This is a genomic window from Pseudomonas sp. Sample_11 (genome assembly GCF_004307505.1).
GTDB lineage: Bacteria > Pseudomonadota > Gammaproteobacteria > Pseudomonadales > Pseudomonadaceae > Aquipseudomonas > Aquipseudomonas atacamensis.
The window spans coordinates 72,138-92,266 of the sequence record NZ_RCOD01000048.1 but is presented as its reverse complement, the minus strand read 5'-3'; the positions used below and the strand labels follow the sequence as shown (position 1 = coordinate 92,266).

Sequence of the window (20,129 nt, the reverse complement as noted above, 5' to 3'; positions counted from 1 at the left end):
CTAGTTTTTTGAAGGCCATCCTCGGATGGCCTTTTTTTATGCCCTTTCAAAAGCAAAAGATCGCAGCCTTCGGCAGCTCCAGGGATACCGCATTCCAGATGTAGGAGCTGCCGAAGGCTGCGATCTTTTGACTTTAAACTGACACTACAACGCGATTGCGCCCGCCTTCCTTGGCTTGATACAGCGCCTTGTCCGCCGCAAACAGTAATTGCTCCAGTGTCATCTCGCTCGCCGATGTCCACGTAGCAATGCCGATACTCACGGTCATCGCCCGCTCAGCGCCTTCGACCCATGGCAAGTTTTCCACAGCCTGGCGAATCTGCTCGGCGATCTGCTGCGCCCCGGCGCTGTCGGTCTCGGCGAGAATCACCGAAAATTCTTCACCGCCATACCGCGCGACCAAATCCGCCGGGCGTCGCACGTTCGCCGTGATCACCTTGGCCAGTTCACGCAACACCTGATCCCCAGCCTGATGGCCATGGCGATCATTGAAGGCCTTGAAGTGGTCGGCATCGATCATCATCACCGACAGCGGCTGGCCCGAGCGCTGCGCGCGGAACCATTCGTGGCGCAGGGTCTGGTCGAGCATGCGCCGGTTGGCCACACCGGTCAGGTCATCGGTGGCAGCCAGTTGCGCCAGTTCGCGTTCGGCGCGATGGCGCAAACGCAGTTCCCGAGCGAGCAGCCAGGTCAGCCACAACAGCCCCAGCCACAACAGCCCCAGGCACAACACGCCGGTGGCGCCGCTGATCAGGATCGCCGTGCGCCGCCAGGTGCCGAACACTTCCTCGCTGGACAGCGCGACCATCACGGTCAACGGCAGATTGCCGACCCGCGAGTAGGTATAGAGCCGCCGCTGGTCATCCATGCTCGAGGTGCTGGTGAAACTGCCGCTGCCATCGCGATCGTTGAGAATCCGCACGACATTGGGGCGGTTGCCGAAACTCTTGCCGACCGAATCGCTCTGCAGATACGGCTTCTGCGCAAGCAGCACGCCATCGCTGTTGATGATGTTCAACGTGCTGTCGGTGCCGATGTCGAGGCTTTTGAACAGGTCGTCGAAGTAGTCGAGTTTCAGCGACGCCACCGCCACGCCGAGAAATTCGCCGGTCTGCGAGGAGATGCGCCGGCTGAAGCTGATGCGCCACTGATCGGCCTCTTCGCAATCGCAGCGGGTCTTGAACGGGCGGCTGATGAACATGCCGATATCGCGGTTGAATGCGTGGGCGAGAAAATAATCGCGGTCGGCGAAATTGCCCGGTTTCGCTTCGATGCGCGAGGAGTCGGCGATCACCTCGCCATGCTTGTCGAGCAGCAGGATGTCGCCCTTGAAGCGCGCGGTGGCAGAGCGATCGAACAGCGCCAGATGACGGATCTGCGGCGAGACGTTCTGCAGATCGTCACGCTGAGCGGCGGCGATCAGCCCTTGCAGCGTCAGGTCGTACAGCTCGACGGTGCGCAGCACATCGGCATCGATCAATTGCGCGATGGTCGTGGCGCGGCGCGTGGCGACTTCCTGCGCACTGGCGTACTCGCGGATCAGCAGGAAGGTGACGATGCACACCATCGCAATCACGGTCAGCAGGCTGCCGAGGATCAGCAGGCGCTCGGGGCGACCGGTAAGGCCTGTGATGGAAGGCGTGCGGCTGGCGATCATGATGGGGGTTCGGGTTGGGGGATTCTAACAAGCGTAGTTGCACTATGAGCCTGCTCACACCTGTAGGAGCTGCCGAAGGCTGCGATCTTTTGATTTTCAAGAGCAAGATCAAAAGATCGCAGCCTTCGGCAGCTCCTACCAATAGGTTCAATGTTGATTGGGCTTCAGCCTGGTAGCGATCTTAGAAGACGTTGACCGGGTAGTCGATGATCACGCGGTATTCATCTGTATCCGAATCAATCGCGCCGTAGCCGTTGCCGCCACGGTTGGTCGCCCATTGCAGGCGCACCGCGAGGTCCTTGGCGTGGCCGCTTTGTACGACGTACTGCAAATCGATGTCGCGTTCCCAATGCTTGGCGTTGCGGCCATCGGCGCTGTACCAGCTCGAATAGCCTGCGCTGTCCGGATCGGCTTTGGTCAGGTCGACCGTGCCGCGTGAGTAAGACAGCGCCGAAGTCAGGCCGGGGATGCCGGCACCGGTGAAGTCGTAAGCGTACTTGAGCTTCCAGGAGCGTTCGTTCGGGCCGTTGAAGTCCGAATACTGCTGCGAGTTGTCCAGATAAACGCTGTCGCCCTGGCTGATGTAGTCGAACGGCGTGTTGCCGTTGACCCGCTGATACGCGGCAGTGACGCTGTGGTTGCCGATGCCGACGGTGAGATGCGTGCTCCAGGTGTTGTTGTCGATATCGCCGAGCAGCGCATCGCCGGTGTCTTGCGTGTGATAGAAGTGCAGGCCCGGGTTGAGGCTGACCAGATCGTTCAGTTGCCAGGTGTAGTCGAGGTCGTAGTAGTACTGGTTCCAGATGTCCTTGAGCTCGGACGCGTAAAGGCTGCTGGTCAGGCCCTCAACGCCGCTCCAGGCCACACCGGCCCAGTTCAGGTGCTGGCTTTTGTCGCCGTCGGCGAGGGTGCCGTATGACGTTCCGATGCGGGTATGACCGCTCTGGTTATACGGCTTGGTGAAACTGGCCTGGCCACCTTCGATCAGCCAGCCGTCGAAGCTGCGGTTACTCAGGCTGATGCCACGAAAGGTCTGCGGCAGCATCCGCGTGTCGCCGCCGGCGATGACCGGGTTGGTGAGGAACAGATCACCGGCCTTCAACTCGGTATCGAAGGCGCGCATCTTCAACGTCCCGCCTGCGGTGGAGAACGAGCCCGGCGCTTTGCCGTTGCCATCGCTGATCGGCAGGATGCTCGAACCGTCGGTCCCGCCTCCGCCATCGAGTTTCAAGCCGAGCATGGCATGGGCATCGACGCCGAAGCCGACCGTGCCTTCGGTGTAGCCAGACTGGAACACGCCGAGAAAACCCTGACCCCACTCGATATTGTCGTCCGCCTTCTGCAAGCGGTTGCGATTCATGTAGTAGTTGCGGGCGTTGAGGTTGAGGCTCGAGCCTGCGACGAAGCCCTGTTGGGCAGGCTCATCGGCGTGGACAGCGGGGGCAATCGTTGCGGCAATTGCAATGAACAGCGGGGTGAGGCGGACAGGGTAAAACACGTGCGGTGGGGCTCCTTGGGTCAGCGGGCCGCTCTGTTTCTTGAGCGGCTTGATGTTTCTTGTTGTTACAGACGCAGCAGACGGCTTTCAGACCACAACGAAAAAAGGCCGCTGAATGGCAGCGGCCTGGAGTGACGACGGTTGAACGGGAAGAGCCAAACAACCGCGTCGAGGGAAACCTTTCGCGGTGCGACTCAGCTGTCTTTCTCGAGCGCTTGAGCCTGGGAAGTAGCGGCCTGCGGGGATTGCGTCGCGTCTTGAGCCTTGGCCATCACTTCGGCCTGATGCTGATCGAATGCCTGCGCGCGAGCGACGTTGTGCGCCACGAACGCTTGCGATTCTTCAGCCATCGCCATCGGCGACAGGATCAATGAGGACAAAACGAATGCGCTGGCAATACCCATACTGTTGGACATCTTGAAAACCTTCTCGCTTGGCGAGTGCTGTTTGGTGCGGGCAAAGATAAGGTTGCCGGGGGTTGGGAAACAGCGCGATTTTCATAAATGACTGTTACAGCAAAAGCAAAGATCGCAGCCTTCGGCAGCTCCTACAAGGGCTTGGCGTACACCTGTAGGAGCTGCCGAAGGCTGCGATCTTTTGATCTTTTCAGACGGGAAGGTGAATGCCGAAGGTGTTCATGCCCCGGTCACTGCGCACAAACACATCCCCGCCATGCATCAGCGCAATCGCCTTGACGATGGCCAGCCCCAGCCCGTGGTTATTGCCGCTGTTGCTACGCGAGGCATCAACCCGATAAAACCGCTCGAACAACCTCGGCAGATGCTCGCTGGCAATCGGCGTCCCGGGATTGGCTACGCCAATGCTTACCTGATGTTCTTCAACCTCGATGCGCACCTCGATCACCTGGCCCGGTTCGGTATGCTGCACCGCGTTGCTGAGCAAATTGATCAGCGCCCGGCGCAGATGCGCGACCTCGATCTGCACTTGCGCATCGCCGCTGACCTGCACTTCAACCTGCGCGTCTTCAAGAATGAAATCCAGATAGTCCAGTGTCGTCGCCACCTCATCAGCCAGTGACGTCGAGGTCAGTTTGGTCGCCTTGTTGCCCTGATCGGCACTGGCCAGAAACAGCATGTCGTTGATGATCGAACGCAGCCGCTCCAGCTCTTCGAGATTCGATTGCAGCACTTCGAAATAGTGTTCGGCGGAGCGCCCGCGAGTTAGCGCGACCTGGGTCTGGCCGATCAGGTTGGTCAGCGGCGAGCGCAGTTCATGGGCGACATCGGCGTTGAACGATTCCAGCCGCGAATAGGCCAGTTCGACCCGTTCCAGGGTCGAGTTGAACGACTCGACAAACTGTTCCAGTTCCGGCGGCAGCGGCGACAGGCGCAAGCGTCCGGCGCGCAGTGGTGGGGCCAGACGCTGGGCTTCCTGCGACAGTTTGATCAGCGGCTTCAGACCGATTCTTGCGACCCAATAGCCCAATGCAGAGGCCAGCAGCACCCCGACAATCGCCAGACTGATCAGGGCTATGAGCAAGTGATGCTGGGTCTGATGCAGCGTCTCGGTGTCGATGCCGATCATGAAACGCAACGGCGGGCGCTGATCCTTGGCGGGGAACTGACTGACCAGCACTTTCAGTGGGTAGGGTTGATCGGGCAGTTGCAGATCGTGCATGCCCAACGGGCCATTGATGGCGGCACGAATCTGCGGCGTAAGGTTGCCGTATTCGTAGCGCGGCTCACCGCTGCTGATCCAGAAGCTGATGCGCTTGTCTTCTTCCCCGAGCAGCTTGAGCTTGTTGTTGATCTTCACCCAATGCTCCGGCGTGCCGTAACGGCCGACGGTGGATTCGAGCACGCTGTAACGCGCGTCCAGCTCGGCTTCGGGCAACAAACCCAGACCTTTGTCGACCTGCTGATACAGCGCGCCGCCAATCAACAGAAACACCACCAGCGCCACCAGCGTGAACATGCCGCTCAGGCGCAAGGCAATCGAGTTACTGGACACCACGGCTCTCCAGCACATAACCCATGCCTCGGATCGTGTGCAGCAGCTTTTCGTTGAACGGCCCGTCGAGCTTGGCGCGCAGGCGTTTGATCGCGACTTCGACGACGTTGGCGTCACTGTCGAAATTGATGTCCCAGACCATTTCGGCGATTGCGGTCTTCGAAAGGATTTCGCCCTGGCGACGGGCGAGCACGCTGAGCAGGGAAAACTCTTTCGCGGTCAGATCCAGGCGCGTGCCAGCGCGGGTGGCCTTGCGGCTGATCAGGTCGATCCACAGGTCGGCGATGGTCACTTGCACCGGCTCATGGCCGCCGCTGCGGCGAGTCAATGCCTGCAGGCGGGCGACCAGTTCGAGAAAGGAAAACGGTTTGCCGAGGTAATCGTCGGCGCCGTCGCGCAGGCCCTTTATCCGATCTTCGACGCGCTCGCGGGCGGTGAGCATGATCACCGGGGTCTGCTTGCGCGCACGTAATGCGCGCAGTACGCCGAAGCCATCGAGCCCCGGCAGCATGACGTCGAGGACGATCACGGCGTGGTCGCATTCCAGCGCCAGATGCAGGCCTTCGACACCGTCGCGGGCAAGGTCGACGGTGTAGCCCTGTTCGGTCAGGCCACGGTGCAGATAGTCCGCGGTTTTTTCTTCGTCTTCGATAATCAGGACGCGCATGACCGCCTCAGTCTGTGGTCGCCAGTGCCGTTGCGGGCGTTGGGGCTGGTGGGAGTGAGTGCCGGTGAAACAGCCGCTCGAGCCATAAGTATATGACCGGCGTGGTGAACAGCGTCAGCATCTGGCTGACCAGCAAACCGCCGACTACGGCAATCCCCAGCGGTTGGCGCAATTCGGCGCCGGTGCCGTAGCCGAGCATCAGCGGCAACGCACCGAGCAGGGCGGCGAGGGTGGTCATGATGATCGGCCGGAACCGGGTGATGCACGCTTCGAAAATCGCCTCCTGCGGCGGCAGACCGCGCTGGCGCTGCGCCTCGAGCGCGAAGTCGATCATCAGGATGCCGTTCTTTTTGACGATGCCGATCAGCAGCACCAGGCCGATCAACGCCATGATCGAAAAGTCCTGGCCGCAGATCCACAGCATGATCACCGCGCCGAGGCCTGCCGCCGGCAGGGTCGAAATGATCGTCAGTGGATGCACGAAGCTTTCATAAAGCACGCCGAGAATGATGTACACCGCCACCAGCGCCGCCAGAATCAGCCACGGCTGGCTGGCCAGCGAACTCTGGAACGCCTGCGCCGCACCCTGGAAATTGCCGCTGATCGCGGTGGGCATGCCGATCTCGGCCTTGGCCTGGTTGAGCTGAATCACCGCATCGCCCAATGCCACGCCGGGCGCGAGGTTGAATGACATGTTGGCGGCGGGGAACATGCCGTCGTGAGCAATCGACAGCGGGCCGATGGTTGGCGCGTCAAACCTTGCCAGCGCCGACAGCGGCACCATCTCACCGCTCAGTGGCGAGCGCAGGTAGAAATAGTTGAGGCTTTCGGCCTTGCCGCGCTGTTTGGTGTCCAGCTCGAGAATCACGTTGTACTGATTGACCTGGGTCTGGAATTCATTGATCTGCCGTTGGCCGAATGCATCGTACAGCGCCTCGTCGACATCGCTTGCAGTCAGGCCGAAACGCGCGGCGGCGCTGCGATCGATGCTGATGTGGGTGATGCTGCCGCCCAGTTGCAGATCGTTGGAAATGTCGCGGAATGCCGGGTTGCTGCGCAGTTTCTCGGTCAGGCGCTGGGTCCAGGTGGCGAGGGTCGCGCCGTCGTTGCTCTTGAGTACGTATTGGTACTGCGCACGGCTGGGGCCGGAGCTGAGGTTGATGTCCTGCCCGGCGCGCAAATACAGGACGATGCCGGGCACTTTCATCAGTTGCGGGCGGATGCGGTCGATGAACTGGCTGGCGCCGACATCGCGATCACCACGTTTTTTCAGGGCGATCCAGAAGCGCCCGTTGGCGATGGTCTGGTTGCTGCCGGAAACCCCGACCGAATGGGAAAACGCCTGCACCGCCGGATCGGCCGCGACGATTTCGGCCATCGCCAAGTGTTTTTTCACCATGTCGCCGTAGGAAATATCCGCAGCGGCTTCGGTGGTGCCGAGGACGAACCCGGTGTCCTGCACCGGGAAGAACCCCTTGGGAATGAAAATGTACCCGGCGACCGCCAACGCCAGCGAAAGGCCAAATACACCAATCATCAGTTTCTGGTGGTCGAGGGCGCGGCGCAGGCCTTTTTCGTACCAGCCGAGCAGGCGTTCGCTGAAACCGGGTTTGGCGTTGGCGTGATGTACCGGCTTACGCATAAACAGCGCGGCAAGGGTTGGCGCCAGGGTCAGCGACACCACCACGGAAATCATGATCGTCGAAGTCGCTGTCAGGGCGAATTCCTTGAAAAGGCGCCCGACCACACCGCCCATGAACAGCAGCGGAATGAACGCCGCCACCAGTGAGAAACTGATCGAAACGACGGTGAAGCCAATCTCGCCGGCCCCCTTGATCGCCGCCTCGCGCATGTCATCGCCGGCCTCGAGATGGCGATGGATGTTTTCCACCACCACGATCGCATCGTCCACGACGAAGCCGACCGCGACGACGATCGCCACCAGCGTCAGGTTGTTCAGGCTGAAACCGAGGATGTACATCAGGGCGAAACTGGCGATCAGCGAGACGCCGAGCACCGCCGAAACAATCAGCGTCGCCGATAATTGCCGCAGGAACAGCGCCATCACCGCGACCACCAGCAGGATCGCGATCAGCAAAGTGATCTCGACTTCATGCAGCGAGGCGCGAATGGTTTGCGTGCGGTCGATCAGGGTTTTCACCTGCACCGAGGCCGGCAGCATCGCTTCGAGGCCGGGCAGGGCGGCTTGAATGCGGTCGACGGTTTCAACAATGTTGGCGCCGGGCTGGCGGAAAATCACCAGATTCACACCGGGGCGATCTCCGGCCCAGGCCTGCACGTAGGCATCTTCCGCACCGTTGACGACTTTGGCGACATCGCGCAGGTGAACCGGGGCGCCATCCTTGTAGGAAACGATGAGCTCGCTGTAGTCCTCGGGGTGGAACAACTGGTCGTTGGTCGACAGCGTCGAGATGCTCGATTCGCCGTACAGCGCACCTTTGGCCAGATTAAGACTGGTTTGCTGGATCGCCAGCCGAATGTCGGCCAGCGTCAGGCCGATGGCCGCGAGTTTGTCCGCCGAGGCTTGTACGCGAATCGCCGGGCGTTGCTGACCGGTGATGTTGATCTGGCCGACGCCGTCGACCTGACTGATCTGACGCGAGAGCAGGGTTTCCACCAGATCGCTGAGTTCGGTGCCGGGCATCTGTGTCGAGCTGACACTGAGGATCAGCACCGGGCTGTCGGCCGGGTTGACCTTCTTCCATGTTGGCAGGGTCGGCATGTCTTTGGGCAACTTGCCGGCGGCGGTGTTGATCGCCGCCTGTACTTCCTGGGCGGCGGTGTCGATGCTTTTATCGAGGGTAAATTGCAGGGTCAGCAGAGTTGAGCCCAGCGCGCTGCTGGAGGTCATCTGGGTCATGCCGGGGATAGCGCTGAATTGCACCTCCAGCGGCGTGGCCACGGAGGAAGCCATGGTGTCGGGGCTGGCGCCGGGCAACTGTGCCGAGACCTGGATCGTAGGAAATTCCGCTTCCGGCAGTGGCGCAATCGGCAAACGCGGGAAGGCAATTACGCCGACCAGTACCAGAGCGAACGTCAGCAAAATCGTCGCCACCGGGTGATCGATGCACCAGGTCGAGATGCCCTTGTGCGAGTTCATGGCTTCGGCTCCGCCTGCACCACTTGCGCTGGCTCGCTCATGACTTGCACGCTCGAGCCCGGTTTGAGCCGCGACTGGCCGTCGGTCACCAGCACGTCACCAGCGTTGACACCTTTGATGATGTCCTGGCCGCTGCCCTGATAAATCATCTGTACCGGCACTGCCTCGACCTTGTCGTCCTTCACGCGGTAAACGAAGTGTTGTTCGAGGCCACGCTGTACGACGGTGGGCGGAACCACCAGCGCATCTTTATCCACAGCCGTCTGAATTTTTACCGTCACCAGCAAACCCGGCCAGAGCTTCTGGCTGGCATTGGCGAATTCAGCCTTGGCGCGGATGGTGCCAGTGTTGGCGTTGATCTGATTGTCGATCAGGGTCAGCTGACCTTCGCCGAGCAGATTGCCGGTTTCGCCATCAGTATCGGCTCCGATGTAGGCCTTGACCGGGGCGCGTTGCGGATCGCTGATCAGACTCTGCAGGGTCGGCAGCATCTGCTGCGGCAGGGAGAACTCGACGGCGATCGGGTCGATCTGCGTGACGGTGAACAGGCCCTGGGTGTCGGTCATGCGCAGGAAGTTGCCTTCATCGACCGTACGAATACCGACGCGCCCGGTGACCGGAGAGCGAATCTGCGTGTAGGACAGTTGCACCTGCGCCGCATCGATCGAGGCCTGATTGCCTTGCGCGGTGGCTTTGAGCTGATTGACCAGCGCTTGCTGCTGGTCGAAGGTCTGTTTCGATACGCCGTCGTCGACGCTGAGCAGTTTGTAGCGCTTGAGATTGACCAGCGCGACCTGCAACTGCGCCTGACTCTCGCCCAACTGCGCCCGGGCCTGGTCGAGGCTGGCGCGGATCGAGCGGTCGTCGATGGTGGCGAGCAGGTCGCCTGCTTTGACCAGCTGACCTTCCTTGACCAGAATTTTCGTCAGGATCCCGTCGATCTGCGGACGCACCACCACGCTGTGCAGCGACAGCACCGAGCCGATGCCGCTGGTATAGCGCGGCACGTCTTTGGCGCTGACCGTCACCACCCGCACCGGAATGGCAGTCGGTGTAGCCAGTTTGGCCGGCGCCGGTTTCAGCGCGAACCACAGGCCGGCGGCTGCCAGCAGAATCAGGAGAGTGGCCAGCAGGATTTTGTTTTTCTGGATGGACATGCGCGGCGCCGAAGTCTGGAGTTTGGGCAGATTGACCAGTTATAAACCGGTCAGGCGGTCGGCAGGGTGACGGCTGGCTGTCAGGATTGTCAGTTTCCGACGTTAATTGCACTGGCTGCGATTACCGCTGAGTTGATAAGTCCCTAAAAGGGACCTATCGTTCCCTTTTTGAGACTCTTTGGCGGGCCAAGTGGAAAACCTTTCTTTAAGCGAAGCCCTGTTCACCGCCACCCAGCAAAAAGTGTTGGGATTGTTATTCGGCAAGCCTGACCAGACGTTCTACGCCAACGAAATTGTGCGCTGGGCACAGGTTGGCAAAGGCGGCCTGATGCGTGAACTTGATCGATTGCAACGAGCCGGGATCCTCAGTATGACTCGAGTGGGTAACCAGACCCATTACCAGGCCAACCCCGCATGTCCTATCTACGCGGAGCTTCTGGGCATCACGCGCAAGACATTCGGCTTTGCCGAGCCTCTTCGTCAGGCATTAGAACCGTTTGCCGAACAGATCACGTGGGCGTTCGTGTATGGCTCCATCGCCAAAAACTCTGCGAACACACTCAGTGACATAGATCTCATGCTGATTGGCGAAGGCCTGCACTACAGTGAGTTGATGGAGCGACTCATGCCGTTGGAGGAGCAATTGGGGCGTCCCATCAACCCGACGCTATACACCCCGCAAGACTGGGCCAGGAAGCTGGCGGCACAGAACAGTTTTGTCATGCGAGTGATGCAGCAGGAAAAAATCGATCTGTCAGGGGCAAACCCTTTGGAGTCCAAGGATGGGCAGCAACGAGAGTCTGGAGAATCTTCTACGTAGCGGTGTACTGAAAGCGGAGCCACCTGACCGCAAGGAGTGTGAGGGGCTGATGCGCTCGGCTCTGGATAGGCTCAAGGATGCGCACACCTGCACACTCTCGTTTTCCAGCCGGTTCGATTTGGCCTACAACGCCGCTCACGCGCTGGCGCTGACAGCTCTTCGCTTGAGTGGCTATCGATCGGACAAGCGCTATCTGGTATTCCAGTGTCTGATCCATACCACGCAAAGCAGTAAGGTTCAGGTGCGATTGTTTGCGCTGTGCCATGAGCGGCGCAATCTCGCCGAATACGAAGGCTATATGGATGAGGATGACACGCTTCTTGAGCAGTTGCTGGAGAGCACCTCGCAATTGTTGGGTGACGTTCAGCATCGCATGAACTGAAATATCATCACGCAGTGTCAGTGCCAAGCAGCCATTCAGCGCATCGCGCAAATCTTCAGATGCCGAGCCAGAGCGCACAGGTATACTGCGCGCCTTTGCGGCTCACTGATCGGGCCGACTTTTTGTTCCCGGAGCTTTTATGACTTCCCCGACCCAACCGCCGGTTGACGACGCTGTGAGCGACGTCCCGGCTGAAGTGGCTGACACCAGCGAAACCAAGGCCGAGATCCCGGCGTTCAAGTTCCCGTTCAAGCCGGGCGAGCTGGCTTCGGCGAAAGGCTCGAATCAGCCTTGGTACAAGAATGGCGCGAAGAATGGCCACACCAAAACCCCGGGCATGGCGCCGCCGGGGACGCGTCGGTCGATGGGCAAGCGCTGACATCGGAAGGTAATGGAGCTTGTGCTGGCCTCTTCGCGAGCAGGCTCGCTCCCACTATTGGATTTGTGTAGAACCCAAACCTGTGGGAGCGAGCCTGCTCGCGAAAGCGACATCCGCTACAGCACAAATATCAGATCAAGCCGCGCGCAATGAAATGAACGCATAAGTCTGCGCCGTTTCAGTCACCACCAGCCCACCCGCAGCCAGCACCTGTCCGGCCACGTCATCGCCGGACAAATGAAACAGCCATTCACTGGTTTGCGCCGCCAGCGGTTGCGCGCTCACCTGGTCGATCACCGCTGCAAACGCATCCATGTTCGGCAAGTACGCGGTGAACCCGTCGCCCTTGAGCGCCGTGGTGCGAATCCCCAACGTTGCGCAGATCGCATCTTTGAGTCTGATGTCATCCCGATCCGCCTGACGCGAACGCTGGATCAGCTCAACCAGTTCCCGATCAACCAACTCGCCGCCCACGATCAGCTCCGGCCCCTGCTCCCAGGACTCTGGCGGGCAATCCTTGGCAGCTGGATTGAGCGGGATGTGCGGATTGATTTCCGCCGGGTAAATCCGGCACACCAGCGGGCGCCGCTCGTAGATCCGGCAGCGCTTGTCGTCGTCAAGATTCCGGCAGGGCCCGACGTTGTAGGCGGCAAAGGTGATCGCCACGTGAGCATCAGTGGCGCCACTGCGGACCACCGCCGAACGGCGCTCGGCATGTTCGCGCTGCTGCGGCGGCAGGCCCAGGCCATTGCCGAGAAACGCCTCGACCAACACGATCACCTGACCGCCATCGGCCGCCCACATGCGGGCTTCGGCCAGCGTCAGCGGGACATGGTGGTCGGTGCAGCATTTGCCGCAACCTACGCAGGAAAACGTCGTATTCATTGAGCGATCTGTCTTCAATCAGGGTGTGAAACGGTGGCGGAAAACCACCGCACAGGACCTGGTCGAAGCAAGTTGTGCGCCATTCACTGGGGTTTGGCGGTCGGGCGAATCGAATCCCACTCGGTGACGAACGCGGTTTTCGACTGTTTGTTGTACAGGCACAGCTCGCTGCCTTGCTGGCCTTTCATGTGTTTTTGCGGGTATTGGCCTTGCAGCAGAACGGCGGTGTAACCGACGCGGTCGTCGAATTGCGCAGGTGTGCCGACCGGTTTGACGTTTTTCAGACCGCTGGCCTTGGTGCAGCTGGCGAGTACGGTCTTGTCATAGGCAGCCCAGGCGTCGGGGCTGGAGGCGTGGGCCTGGGAGGCGAGGGCGGTGAGGCTGAGCAGCGCCAGGGTGATGGCTTTCATGGTTGGGGCATCCTTGGTTATGGCCAAGGTTTGAGTCTGCCTGAAGAGTTTTGTTGCCTGGGGCACCGCTAAAAGATCGCAGCCTTCGGCAGCTCCTACATGGATATGCGGTTTCCTGTAGGAGCTGCCGCAGGCTGCGATCTTTTGACTTTGATCAGTCCGGCACCAATTCCCGGCGGACCACAACCATCCCGACACTCTCATACAACCGCCGCGCCCGCAGGTTGTCCTCCAGAACCCGCAAATCGACAAACCCCTCGCGCCGCTGTTGAAAGACGCTGAAGGCATGCAGCAACAACGCGCGTCCAAGCCCCCGGCCCTGCATTCGCGGGTGCACCACCAAATTCTTGATATAGGCACTGGTCCAGCACTGCGCCATGCCCACCACGCCCTCGGCATCGCAGGCGACGAAACACAGCGCTGGATCGTATTCAGGGTCGCTGGCAAAGCGCTGACGCCAGTCGTCCATTGACGGCACTCGACCGCCACCTTCCAGCTGTCCGAGCTGCATCAACTGGTGCACCGCTGGCGCCAGTTCCTCGCGGTAGACGGACAGCTCAATCCCGTCCGGCCACTGCGCATCCGGCACCGCTTCACTCAAGTCGCGGCGCAGCAGAAAGCAAAACGTCTCGGCCAAGACTCAGTGCCCGTTGGCCGCGACGTGTTTGGCGGCTTCGATCAGACGTTGGGTCAGTTCCGGCGAGGAGAACTTGGTCAGCACCGCATTGGCACCGGCCAGCCGGGCCTTTTCACTGTTCATCGCGCTGTCGAGGGAGGTGTGCAGCAAGACGTACAAGTGCGCAAAGTCCGGGGTCTCGCGCAGGGCTCGGGTGAAGGCGTAGCCGTCCATTTCCGACATTTCGATGTCGGAGACGATCAGATTGATCTGCTGCGCGGTGCCTTGCAGGTCGAGCAGGCAGTCGATGGCTTCCTTGGCACTGCGCGCGGTGTGGCATTGCAGGCCGAGGTTGCGCAGGGTGTGCACCGATTGCTGCAACGCCACCTGGCTGTCATCGACCACCAGAATGCGCGCGTTGCCGAGCACTTCAGCGTCTTCCATGGTCAGGTCGGTCGGCGCCATTTCGATCTGCGCCGGGGCGATGCTGTGGATGACTTTTTCGATGTCCAGCACCTGCACCAGCGTGCCGTCCACCGAGGTCACGCCGGTGATGTAGGCGCGCGAGCCGCCAGAGCCGAACGGTGGCGGTTTGATGTCTGTAGTCAGGCAATGGACGATCTTGCTCACCGCCTGCACATGCAGACCCTGCTTGGAACGGCTGACATCGGTGACGATCAGGCAGCCACCGTTGGGATCTTCCAGAGGCCGCTCGCCGATCGCGCGGCTGAGGTCGATCACCGACAAAGAGGCACCGCGCAGGGAGGCGATGCCTTTGACGTGCGGGTGCGACTCCGGCAGCTTGGTCAGCGGCGGGCAGGGGATGATTTCACTGACTTTCAGCAGGTTGATCGCCATCAGCTTGCCGCTGCGCAAGGTAAACAGCAGAAGCGAAAGTGAATCTGCGCGGGCTTTGGTGGAGGACATAAGAACCTTCTGTGGGGCGAGAGTGGGAATCGCCAGAAACCTTTGATGCCGTGTTATCGGCGTCAGAAGGTGGGGCTTTAGCTCAGTTGTCGGCTGGACAAAAAACATCTGTGGCGAGGGGATTTATCCCCGTTGGGTCGCGTAGCGGCCGCAAAAGACGGGACTGCTGCGCCGTCCAACGGGGATAAATCCCCTCGCCACAGGTCATCAAGCAAGCTACATGGCGTGGTTATTTCATGCCCAAGCGCTTGGCCATCCGTCCCAGATTCGCCCGATCCACCCCCAACTCTCGCGCCGCGCTCGCCCAGTTATCCTGATGACGCTCCAGCGCTGCACTGATCAGGCGCCGCTGAAACTCATCGGTGGCAGTGCGCAGATCCCCGCTGATTATCGGCAGCACATTGGCCAAGTCGGCACTGGCAGGCGCAACCACGTTATCCACCACCTCTCGGGGCAAATCCAGATCCGCCGCGCTCAGACTCAGAATCTTCGGCCGCACTTTGCAGTTACCCAGCGCCTTCAGCGCACTGCGTCCGATCAAATGCTCCAGCTCCCGGACATTGCCCGGCCAGGTATAGGCGAGCAGCGCTTCCTGAGCATCACTGTTCAAACGCAGGCTGTTGAGGCCCATGCGCGAGCGGTTCTGCTCGAGAAAGAAGCCACTGAGCAGCAACACGTCGCGCCCGCGATCGCGCAGGGCCGGCACCCGCAGCGGGTACACGCTCAAACGGTGATAAAAGTCGGCACGGTAGCGACCGCTGCGCACTTCTTCGGCCAGATCGCGGTTGGTCGCGGCAATCAGACGCACGTCGACCTGGTGCTCCTTGTCCGAGCCCAGGCGCTGCAATTGACCGCTCTGCAATACGCGCAGCAACTTGGCCTGGACCGTCAGCGACAGTTCGCCGACTTCATCAAGAAACAGCGTGCCGCCATTGGCCAGTTCGAACTTGCCACGCCGATCGCTGGTGGCACCGGTGAAAGCGCCGCGCACGTGGCCGAACAGTTCGCTTTCCACCAGCGTGTCGGGGAGGGCGGCGCAATTGAGGCTGATGATCGGTTTGTCGGCGCGCGCGGAGGCGGCGTGGATCGCTTGGGCGACCAGTTCTTTACCGACGCCGGTTTCGCCGGTGATCAGAACGGTCAGATCACTGCCGCCGACCAGATTGATTTCTTCCACCAAACGTTTATGCGCCTTGCTCTGGCCGATCATTTCGCGGTGCTGCTGACCGCTGGCCTGACGGTAGACCTCGGCGCGCTGATGCTCGTCTTCGGCGCGGGTGGCCAGACGTTCGATGCGTTCGGCCGCATTGACCGTGGCCGAGGCGAGGCTGGCGAAGGCTTGCAGGGCGTCGAGTTCGATCGGCTCGAAACGCTCGGGGTCCAGCGCGTCGAGGGTGATCAGGCCCCAGAGTTTTTCATCGACGAATAAAGGACAGCCGAGGCAGTCGTGAACTTCAAGATGATCGTCGAGGCCATCAACCAAACCGTCGTAAGGATCGGGCAAGTCGCTGTCGGCGGCAAAACGCGTCGGCCCGGCGCCGGCCAGCAGGATTTCAAAACGCGGATGCTCGCTGACCTTGAAGCGCCGGCCGAGGGTGTCGGTACTCAAGCCATCTACCGCCAGCGGCACCAGGGACTCGCCATCCAGACGCAACAACGCGGCGGCATCGCAGGGCAACAAGGCGCGCATGGCCTCGAGCAAACGCCGATAGCGCTCACCTTCGGGCAGTTCGCGGGAGAGGTCGGCGACCAGAGGCAGCAGGGCGGTAAGCAGGGATTTAGCGGTCATGGTTATGTAGTCAAAGAGACAAGGTGTAGTCGCGATGACTATACGTTCATTTGTGTCGAAATGACTAAGCAGGTTTCAAGTTGTTGAATTCAAATGATTAATTAGTTGGCACGAAAGCTGATATCCCTAATGCAATCTTTCAAGAAAGCGCAGGAGTCACCTTATGCTTAGCGTCCAGAATCGTGCCATCATCAAATCCACCGTGCCTCTGCTGGAAAGCGGCGGCGAGGCGTTGATCACGCATTTCTACCGCATGATGCTCTCCGAATACCCGCAAGTGCGCCCGCTGTTCAACCAAGCGCATCAGGCCAGTGGCGATCAGCCCCGTGCCTTGGCCAACGGCGTGCTGATGTACGCCCGGCACATCGATCAGCTCGACCAGTTGGGCGATCTGGTGGCGAAGATCATCAACAAACACGTCGCCCTGCAGATTCTGCCGGAGCATTACCCGATCGTCGGCACCTGCCTGCTGCGCGCCATTTCCGAAGTGCTCGGCGAAGAGATCGCCACGCCTGAGGTGATGAGTGCCTGGGGCGCTGCGTACGGGCAACTGGCCGACATCCTGATCGGCGCGGAAGCCGCGATCTACGACCAGAAGGAACACGCCGTCGGCGGCTGGCGCGGTGCGCGTGAATTCATCGTTGCGGCGAAGGTGCAAGAGAGCGCCGAAATCACCTCGTTCTACTTCGAACCGGCAGACAAAGGGCCGATTCTTGCGGCCGAACCGGGTCAGTACATCGGCATGAAGCTGATGCTCGACGGCGAAGAAATCCGTCGCAACTATTCGCTGTCGGCACTGGCCAATAACGGTCAGTACCGCATCAGCGTCAAGCGTGAACCGAATGGTCGCGCGTCCAACTATCTGCATGATCAACTGCACGTCGGCTCGAGCATTCAACTGTTCCCGCCGTCGGGCGAATTCACCCTGGCGGCCAGCGACAAACCACTGGTGCTGATCAGTGGCGGCGTCGGCATCACCCCGACGCTGGCGATGCTGGAAGCAGCGCTGGCCACCGAACGTCCGGTGCACTTTATCCACTGCGCGCGCAACGGCAGCGTCCACGCATTTCGTGACTGGGTCGATGGGCTGGCGGCGCGTCATCCGCAACTCAAGCGCTTCTATTGCTACGCCGAAGAAGATGGGGTCAGCCCGGCGGCGGACAAGGTTGGCCTGCTCAGCGAAGAACTGCTCGGCCAGTGGCTGCCGGCGCAGCGTGATGTCGATGCTTACTTCTTGGGACCGAAGGGGTTCATGGGCGTGATCAAACGGCATCTGAAAGCGTTGGGCGTGCCGGAGAAGCAGAGCCGTTACGAGTTCTTCGGGCCGGCTGCTGCTCTGGAGTGATCTGAAACCGAGTTGTCTCGTTCGCGAGCAGGCTCGCTCCCACCGGATTTGCGTTCGACGCAGATCCATTGTGGGAGCGAGCCTGCTCGCGAATCTTCTGCGCGCCGCAAAAGCCATGTTGGTTAATCATTCCTTAACCGCTCTATCGTTTATTGCCCCGGTGTAGACTTGCGACAATTTCAGCCGCCGGCCGGCTGGACCATGGACTTACAAAGGAAAGGCAATGAGCGAGGAAACGATGCGGTTGGGGCGTGAGCGGCGCTATCTGGTGTTGCTGGGGATCATCTGCCTGGCGTTGATCGGCGGCGCACTTTACATGCAGGTCGTGCTCGGCGAAGCACCTTGCCCACTGTGCATTCTGCAGCGCTATGCATTGTTGCTGATTGCACTGTTCGCCTTTATCGGTGCGGGCATGCGCAGCCGTCGCAGCATCACCGTGTTCGAGACGCTGGTGGTGATCTGTGCGATCGCCGGGGCCGGTGTGGCCGGGCATCACGTCTATACGCAGTTCTATCCGGCGGTGAGCTGTGGCGTCGATGTGCTGCAGCCGATTGTCGATGATCTGCCGCTGGCGAAGATCTTCCCGCTGGGCTTCCAGGTTGACGGTTTCTGCTCGACGCCGTATCCGCCGATCCTCGGTCTGTCGCTGGCGCAATGGGCGCTGGTGGCCTTCGTGCTGGTGGTCATTCTGGTGCCTCTGCTGACTTCGCGTAATCGAAAAGCGCTGCACTGAGTCAACTTCTCGGCAGAGCTGCCGATAAACAAAACGCCCCGATTTTCGCTGCTGAAAATCGGGGCGTTTTGCATTTCAGAGCGTTTGTGAAAACACCGTGACGAACGGCAATGAAGCGTGCGGCAAATGTGCGACATGTTGTCACACAGGGGCTGTCGCAGGGACTCGGGATGCGGCGGATTGGCCGCCTGTTACATAAAAACATTGGCCAGTTTTAGTGTTTTCGGGCTTGAGCACGGACGTACCAGAGCAGGCAGTTTTAACAGGCGCCGGCAGATGGGCGAAGCCCTTGGAACATCGGGCTTTGCGCCGCTCCAGCGTTTGTAGATCGGGTGCAGAGCTGTCTGATTTGAGGCGGTTACGCTGGCAGATTTTGCCGCTTTTATTGAGAAACGCTTTCGATAACTTGCGCAACTTTTGCAAAAATGGCGATGGATTGTTGCTCTGAGTGATAAAAATTATTTCGGGATAAGACATGGTGTATAGGGCGCTACCTATCTACAATCGCCCGCACTGAATTCCCGACGCTGTTCAGCCTTTATCAAGGAACTGATCAGGAGGTCGGGTGTCGAGCGAGCCGCGAGGTTTTCGAGACACCCTGGTGTCGGTGCCTTTCCAATTTTCCGCACCAAATGGAATTGGTCTGTAACAAGGCCTTTGACCACGAATTCGAATAAGAACTGAACGCTGTCCCAAGGTTTTGTCGAGCGTCAGACGCGCGACGGGCGGCCCTTATTCAATCCAAAGAAAATGCCAACCCTTGGCAGGGTGAAGTGTTGGCGATCAAAACCCAACTGCATTGCGCAAGCTGCTTTAGAGGTCGTGAGATGAGTAAAAACAGGTACCCCAGATTACTAGGCCTAGTGCCGCTGCTCGGCACGTTGTTGCTGGGAGGCTGCAACATGACCTTGCTCAATCCAACGGGCCAGGTCGGCCTGGAACAGCGCAACCTGATCATCACCGCCACGCTGCTGATGCTGTTGGTCGTCGTGCCGGTCATCGTCATGACCTTCCTGTTTGCCTGGAAGTACCGCGCTTCGAACAAGAACGCCGTCTACACGCCGAAGTGGTCGCACTCGACCAAGATCGAAGTGGCCGTATGGACCATCCCGGTGCTGATCATCATCGCCCTGGGCTACATCACTTACATCTCGACTCACGAGCTGGACCCGTATCGTCCGATCGAGTCTGACGTCAAGCCGGTGACCATCGAAGTCGTCGCGCTGGACTGGAAGTGGCTGTTCATCTACCCGGAACAAGGCATTGCCACGGTCAACAAGATCGTGTTCCCGGCGCACACGCCAATCAACTTCAAGATCACCTCCGACGCCGTGATGAACTCGTTCTTCATCCCGGGCCTGGGCGGCCAGATCTACGCGATGGCGGGCATGCAGACCAAGCTGCACCTGATCGCTGACCGCAACGCTGAAATGGACGGTATCTCCGCCAACTACAGCGGTGCCGGTTTCACCGGTATGAAATTCAAGGCTATCTCCACCACTCAGGAAGATTTCGACGCCTGGGTAAGTGAAGTCAAGAAGTCGCCTAAACAGCTTGATCAGGCTGAATACGCGGCCCTGGCCAAACCGAGCCAGAACAACCCAGTCGAACTCTACTCGTCGGTCACGCCGAACCAGTTCCAGATCATCGTCGACAAGTACGAAGGTATGAAGCCGGGCAAGCCGCTGAAGCACGAGAAGAAAGAGAAAGAAGTGGCGGCCACGGATATTGACGCGGGTTCGCATTCAGCTGCCGGGGCAGAGGAGTAAACG

The 20,129-nt window shown here is 60.0% G+C and carries 18 protein-coding genes; 6 read left to right on the top strand and 12 right to left on the bottom strand.

Annotated features, from left to right (window positions below):
• Positions 1 to 133: 133 nt before the first annotated feature.
• From D8U60_RS12105 to D8U60_RS12070, 7 genes are all read right to left on the bottom strand, one after another.
• Positions 134 to 1,657: a sensor domain-containing diguanylate cyclase gene (locus D8U60_RS12105; RefSeq protein WP_130900199.1), complete on the bottom strand. Its 1,524-nt coding sequence runs from the start codon at positions 1,655 to 1,657 to the stop codon at positions 134 to 136.
• Between the two features lie 181 nt (positions 1,658 to 1,838).
• Positions 1,839 to 3,155 (bottom strand): OprD family porin, encoded by a 1,317-nt coding sequence (locus D8U60_RS12095; RefSeq protein WP_130900198.1) that lies wholly within the window; start codon positions 3,153 to 3,155, stop codon positions 1,839 to 1,841.
• A gap of 194 nt (positions 3,156 to 3,349) precedes the next feature.
• Positions 3,350 to 3,571, bottom strand: a complete 222-nt coding sequence (locus D8U60_RS12090; RefSeq protein WP_016773285.1) for a hypothetical protein — start codon at positions 3,569 to 3,571, stop codon at positions 3,350 to 3,352.
• Positions 3,572 to 3,761: 190 nt separating this feature from the next.
• A complete protein-coding gene (locus D8U60_RS12085) occupies positions 3,762 to 5,126 on the bottom strand; it encodes a heavy metal sensor histidine kinase (protein ID WP_130900197.1) in 1,365 nt (454 codons plus the stop codon).
• Positions 5,116 to 5,793 (bottom strand): heavy metal response regulator transcription factor, encoded by a 678-nt coding sequence (locus D8U60_RS12080; protein ID WP_110646176.1) that lies wholly within the window; start codon positions 5,791 to 5,793, stop codon positions 5,116 to 5,118. Before D8U60_RS12080 ends, D8U60_RS12085 begins: the two co-directional genes overlap by 11 nt.
• Before the next feature lie 7 nt (positions 5,794 to 5,800).
• Positions 5,801 to 8,914: a multidrug efflux RND transporter permease subunit gene (locus D8U60_RS12075; RefSeq protein WP_130900196.1), complete on the bottom strand. Its 3,114-nt coding sequence runs from the start codon at positions 8,912 to 8,914 to the stop codon at positions 5,801 to 5,803.
• Complete coding sequence (locus D8U60_RS12070; RefSeq protein WP_130900195.1) at positions 8,911 to 10,071, bottom strand: efflux RND transporter periplasmic adaptor subunit; 1,161 nt, start codon at positions 10,069 to 10,071, stop codon at positions 8,911 to 8,913. Before D8U60_RS12070 ends, D8U60_RS12075 begins: the two co-directional genes overlap by 4 nt.
• Before the next feature lie 190 nt (positions 10,072 to 10,261).
• Between D8U60_RS12070 and D8U60_RS12065 the strand changes: the two genes are divergently transcribed.
• The 3 genes from D8U60_RS12065 (at position 10,262) to D8U60_RS12055 (ending at position 11,652) form a co-directional block, all read left to right on the top strand.
• On the top strand, positions 10,262 to 10,891 hold the full coding sequence (locus D8U60_RS12065) for a nucleotidyltransferase domain-containing protein (RefSeq protein WP_110646179.1): 630 nt from the start codon (positions 10,262 to 10,264) through the stop codon (positions 10,889 to 10,891).
• A complete protein-coding gene (locus D8U60_RS12060; protein ID WP_122880686.1) occupies positions 10,854 to 11,273 on the top strand; it encodes a hypothetical protein in 420 nt (139 codons plus the stop codon). Before D8U60_RS12065 ends, D8U60_RS12060 begins: the two co-directional genes overlap by 38 nt.
• Before the next feature lie 139 nt (positions 11,274 to 11,412).
• On the top strand, positions 11,413 to 11,652 hold the full coding sequence (locus tag D8U60_RS12055; RefSeq protein WP_039761398.1) for a hypothetical protein: 240 nt from the start codon (positions 11,413 to 11,415) through the stop codon (positions 11,650 to 11,652).
• A 135-nt stretch (positions 11,653 to 11,787) separates the two neighbouring features.
• Here the strand turns inward: D8U60_RS12055 and D8U60_RS12050 are convergent, their stop codons facing one another.
• The 5 genes from D8U60_RS12050 to norR all read right to left on the bottom strand — a co-directional run bounded on the left by D8U60_RS12050 (position 11,788) and on the right by norR (position 16,279).
• On the bottom strand, positions 11,788 to 12,537 hold the full coding sequence (locus D8U60_RS12050; RefSeq protein ID WP_130900194.1) for a YkgJ family cysteine cluster protein: 750 nt from the start codon (positions 12,535 to 12,537) through the stop codon (positions 11,788 to 11,790).
• An 83-nt stretch (positions 12,538 to 12,620) separates the two neighbouring features.
• Positions 12,621 to 12,947, bottom strand: a complete 327-nt coding sequence (locus D8U60_RS12045; RefSeq protein ID WP_122699545.1) for a hypothetical protein — start codon at positions 12,945 to 12,947, stop codon at positions 12,621 to 12,623.
• A gap of 154 nt (positions 12,948 to 13,101) precedes the next feature.
• Positions 13,102 to 13,584 (bottom strand): GNAT family N-acetyltransferase, encoded by a 483-nt coding sequence (locus tag D8U60_RS12040; protein WP_130900193.1) that lies wholly within the window; start codon positions 13,582 to 13,584, stop codon positions 13,102 to 13,104.
• Positions 13,585 to 13,587: 3 nt separating this feature from the next.
• Positions 13,588 to 14,490, bottom strand: coding sequence for a chemotaxis protein (locus D8U60_RS12035; protein WP_130900192.1), 903 nt, complete (start codon positions 14,488 to 14,490; stop codon positions 13,588 to 13,590).
• 229 nt (positions 14,491 to 14,719) lie between these two features.
• Complete coding sequence (gene norR, locus D8U60_RS12030; RefSeq protein ID WP_130900191.1) at positions 14,720 to 16,279, bottom strand: nitric oxide reductase transcriptional regulator NorR; 1,560 nt, start codon at positions 16,277 to 16,279, stop codon at positions 14,720 to 14,722.
• 163 nt (positions 16,280 to 16,442) lie between these two features.
• On the opposite strand from norR, the gene hmpA reads away from it, so the two are divergent.
• From hmpA to cyoA, 3 genes are all read left to right on the top strand, one after another.
• Positions 16,443 to 17,624 carry an NO-inducible flavohemoprotein gene (gene hmpA, locus D8U60_RS12025; protein WP_130900190.1) on the top strand — a complete coding sequence of 394 codons (1,182 nt, stop codon included), beginning with the start codon at positions 16,443 to 16,445 and terminating at the stop codon, positions 17,622 to 17,624.
• A 223-nt stretch (positions 17,625 to 17,847) separates the two neighbouring features.
• Positions 17,848 to 18,357 carry a disulfide bond formation protein B gene (locus tag D8U60_RS12020; protein ID WP_122507825.1) on the top strand — a complete coding sequence of 170 codons (510 nt, stop codon included), beginning with the start codon at positions 17,848 to 17,850 and terminating at the stop codon, positions 18,355 to 18,357.
• 827 nt (positions 18,358 to 19,184) lie between these two features.
• Positions 19,185 to 20,126, top strand: coding sequence for a ubiquinol oxidase subunit II (gene cyoA, locus D8U60_RS12010; protein ID WP_024014231.1), 942 nt, complete (start codon positions 19,185 to 19,187; stop codon positions 20,124 to 20,126).
• The last annotated feature ends 3 nt before the right edge of the window (positions 20,127 to 20,129 follow it).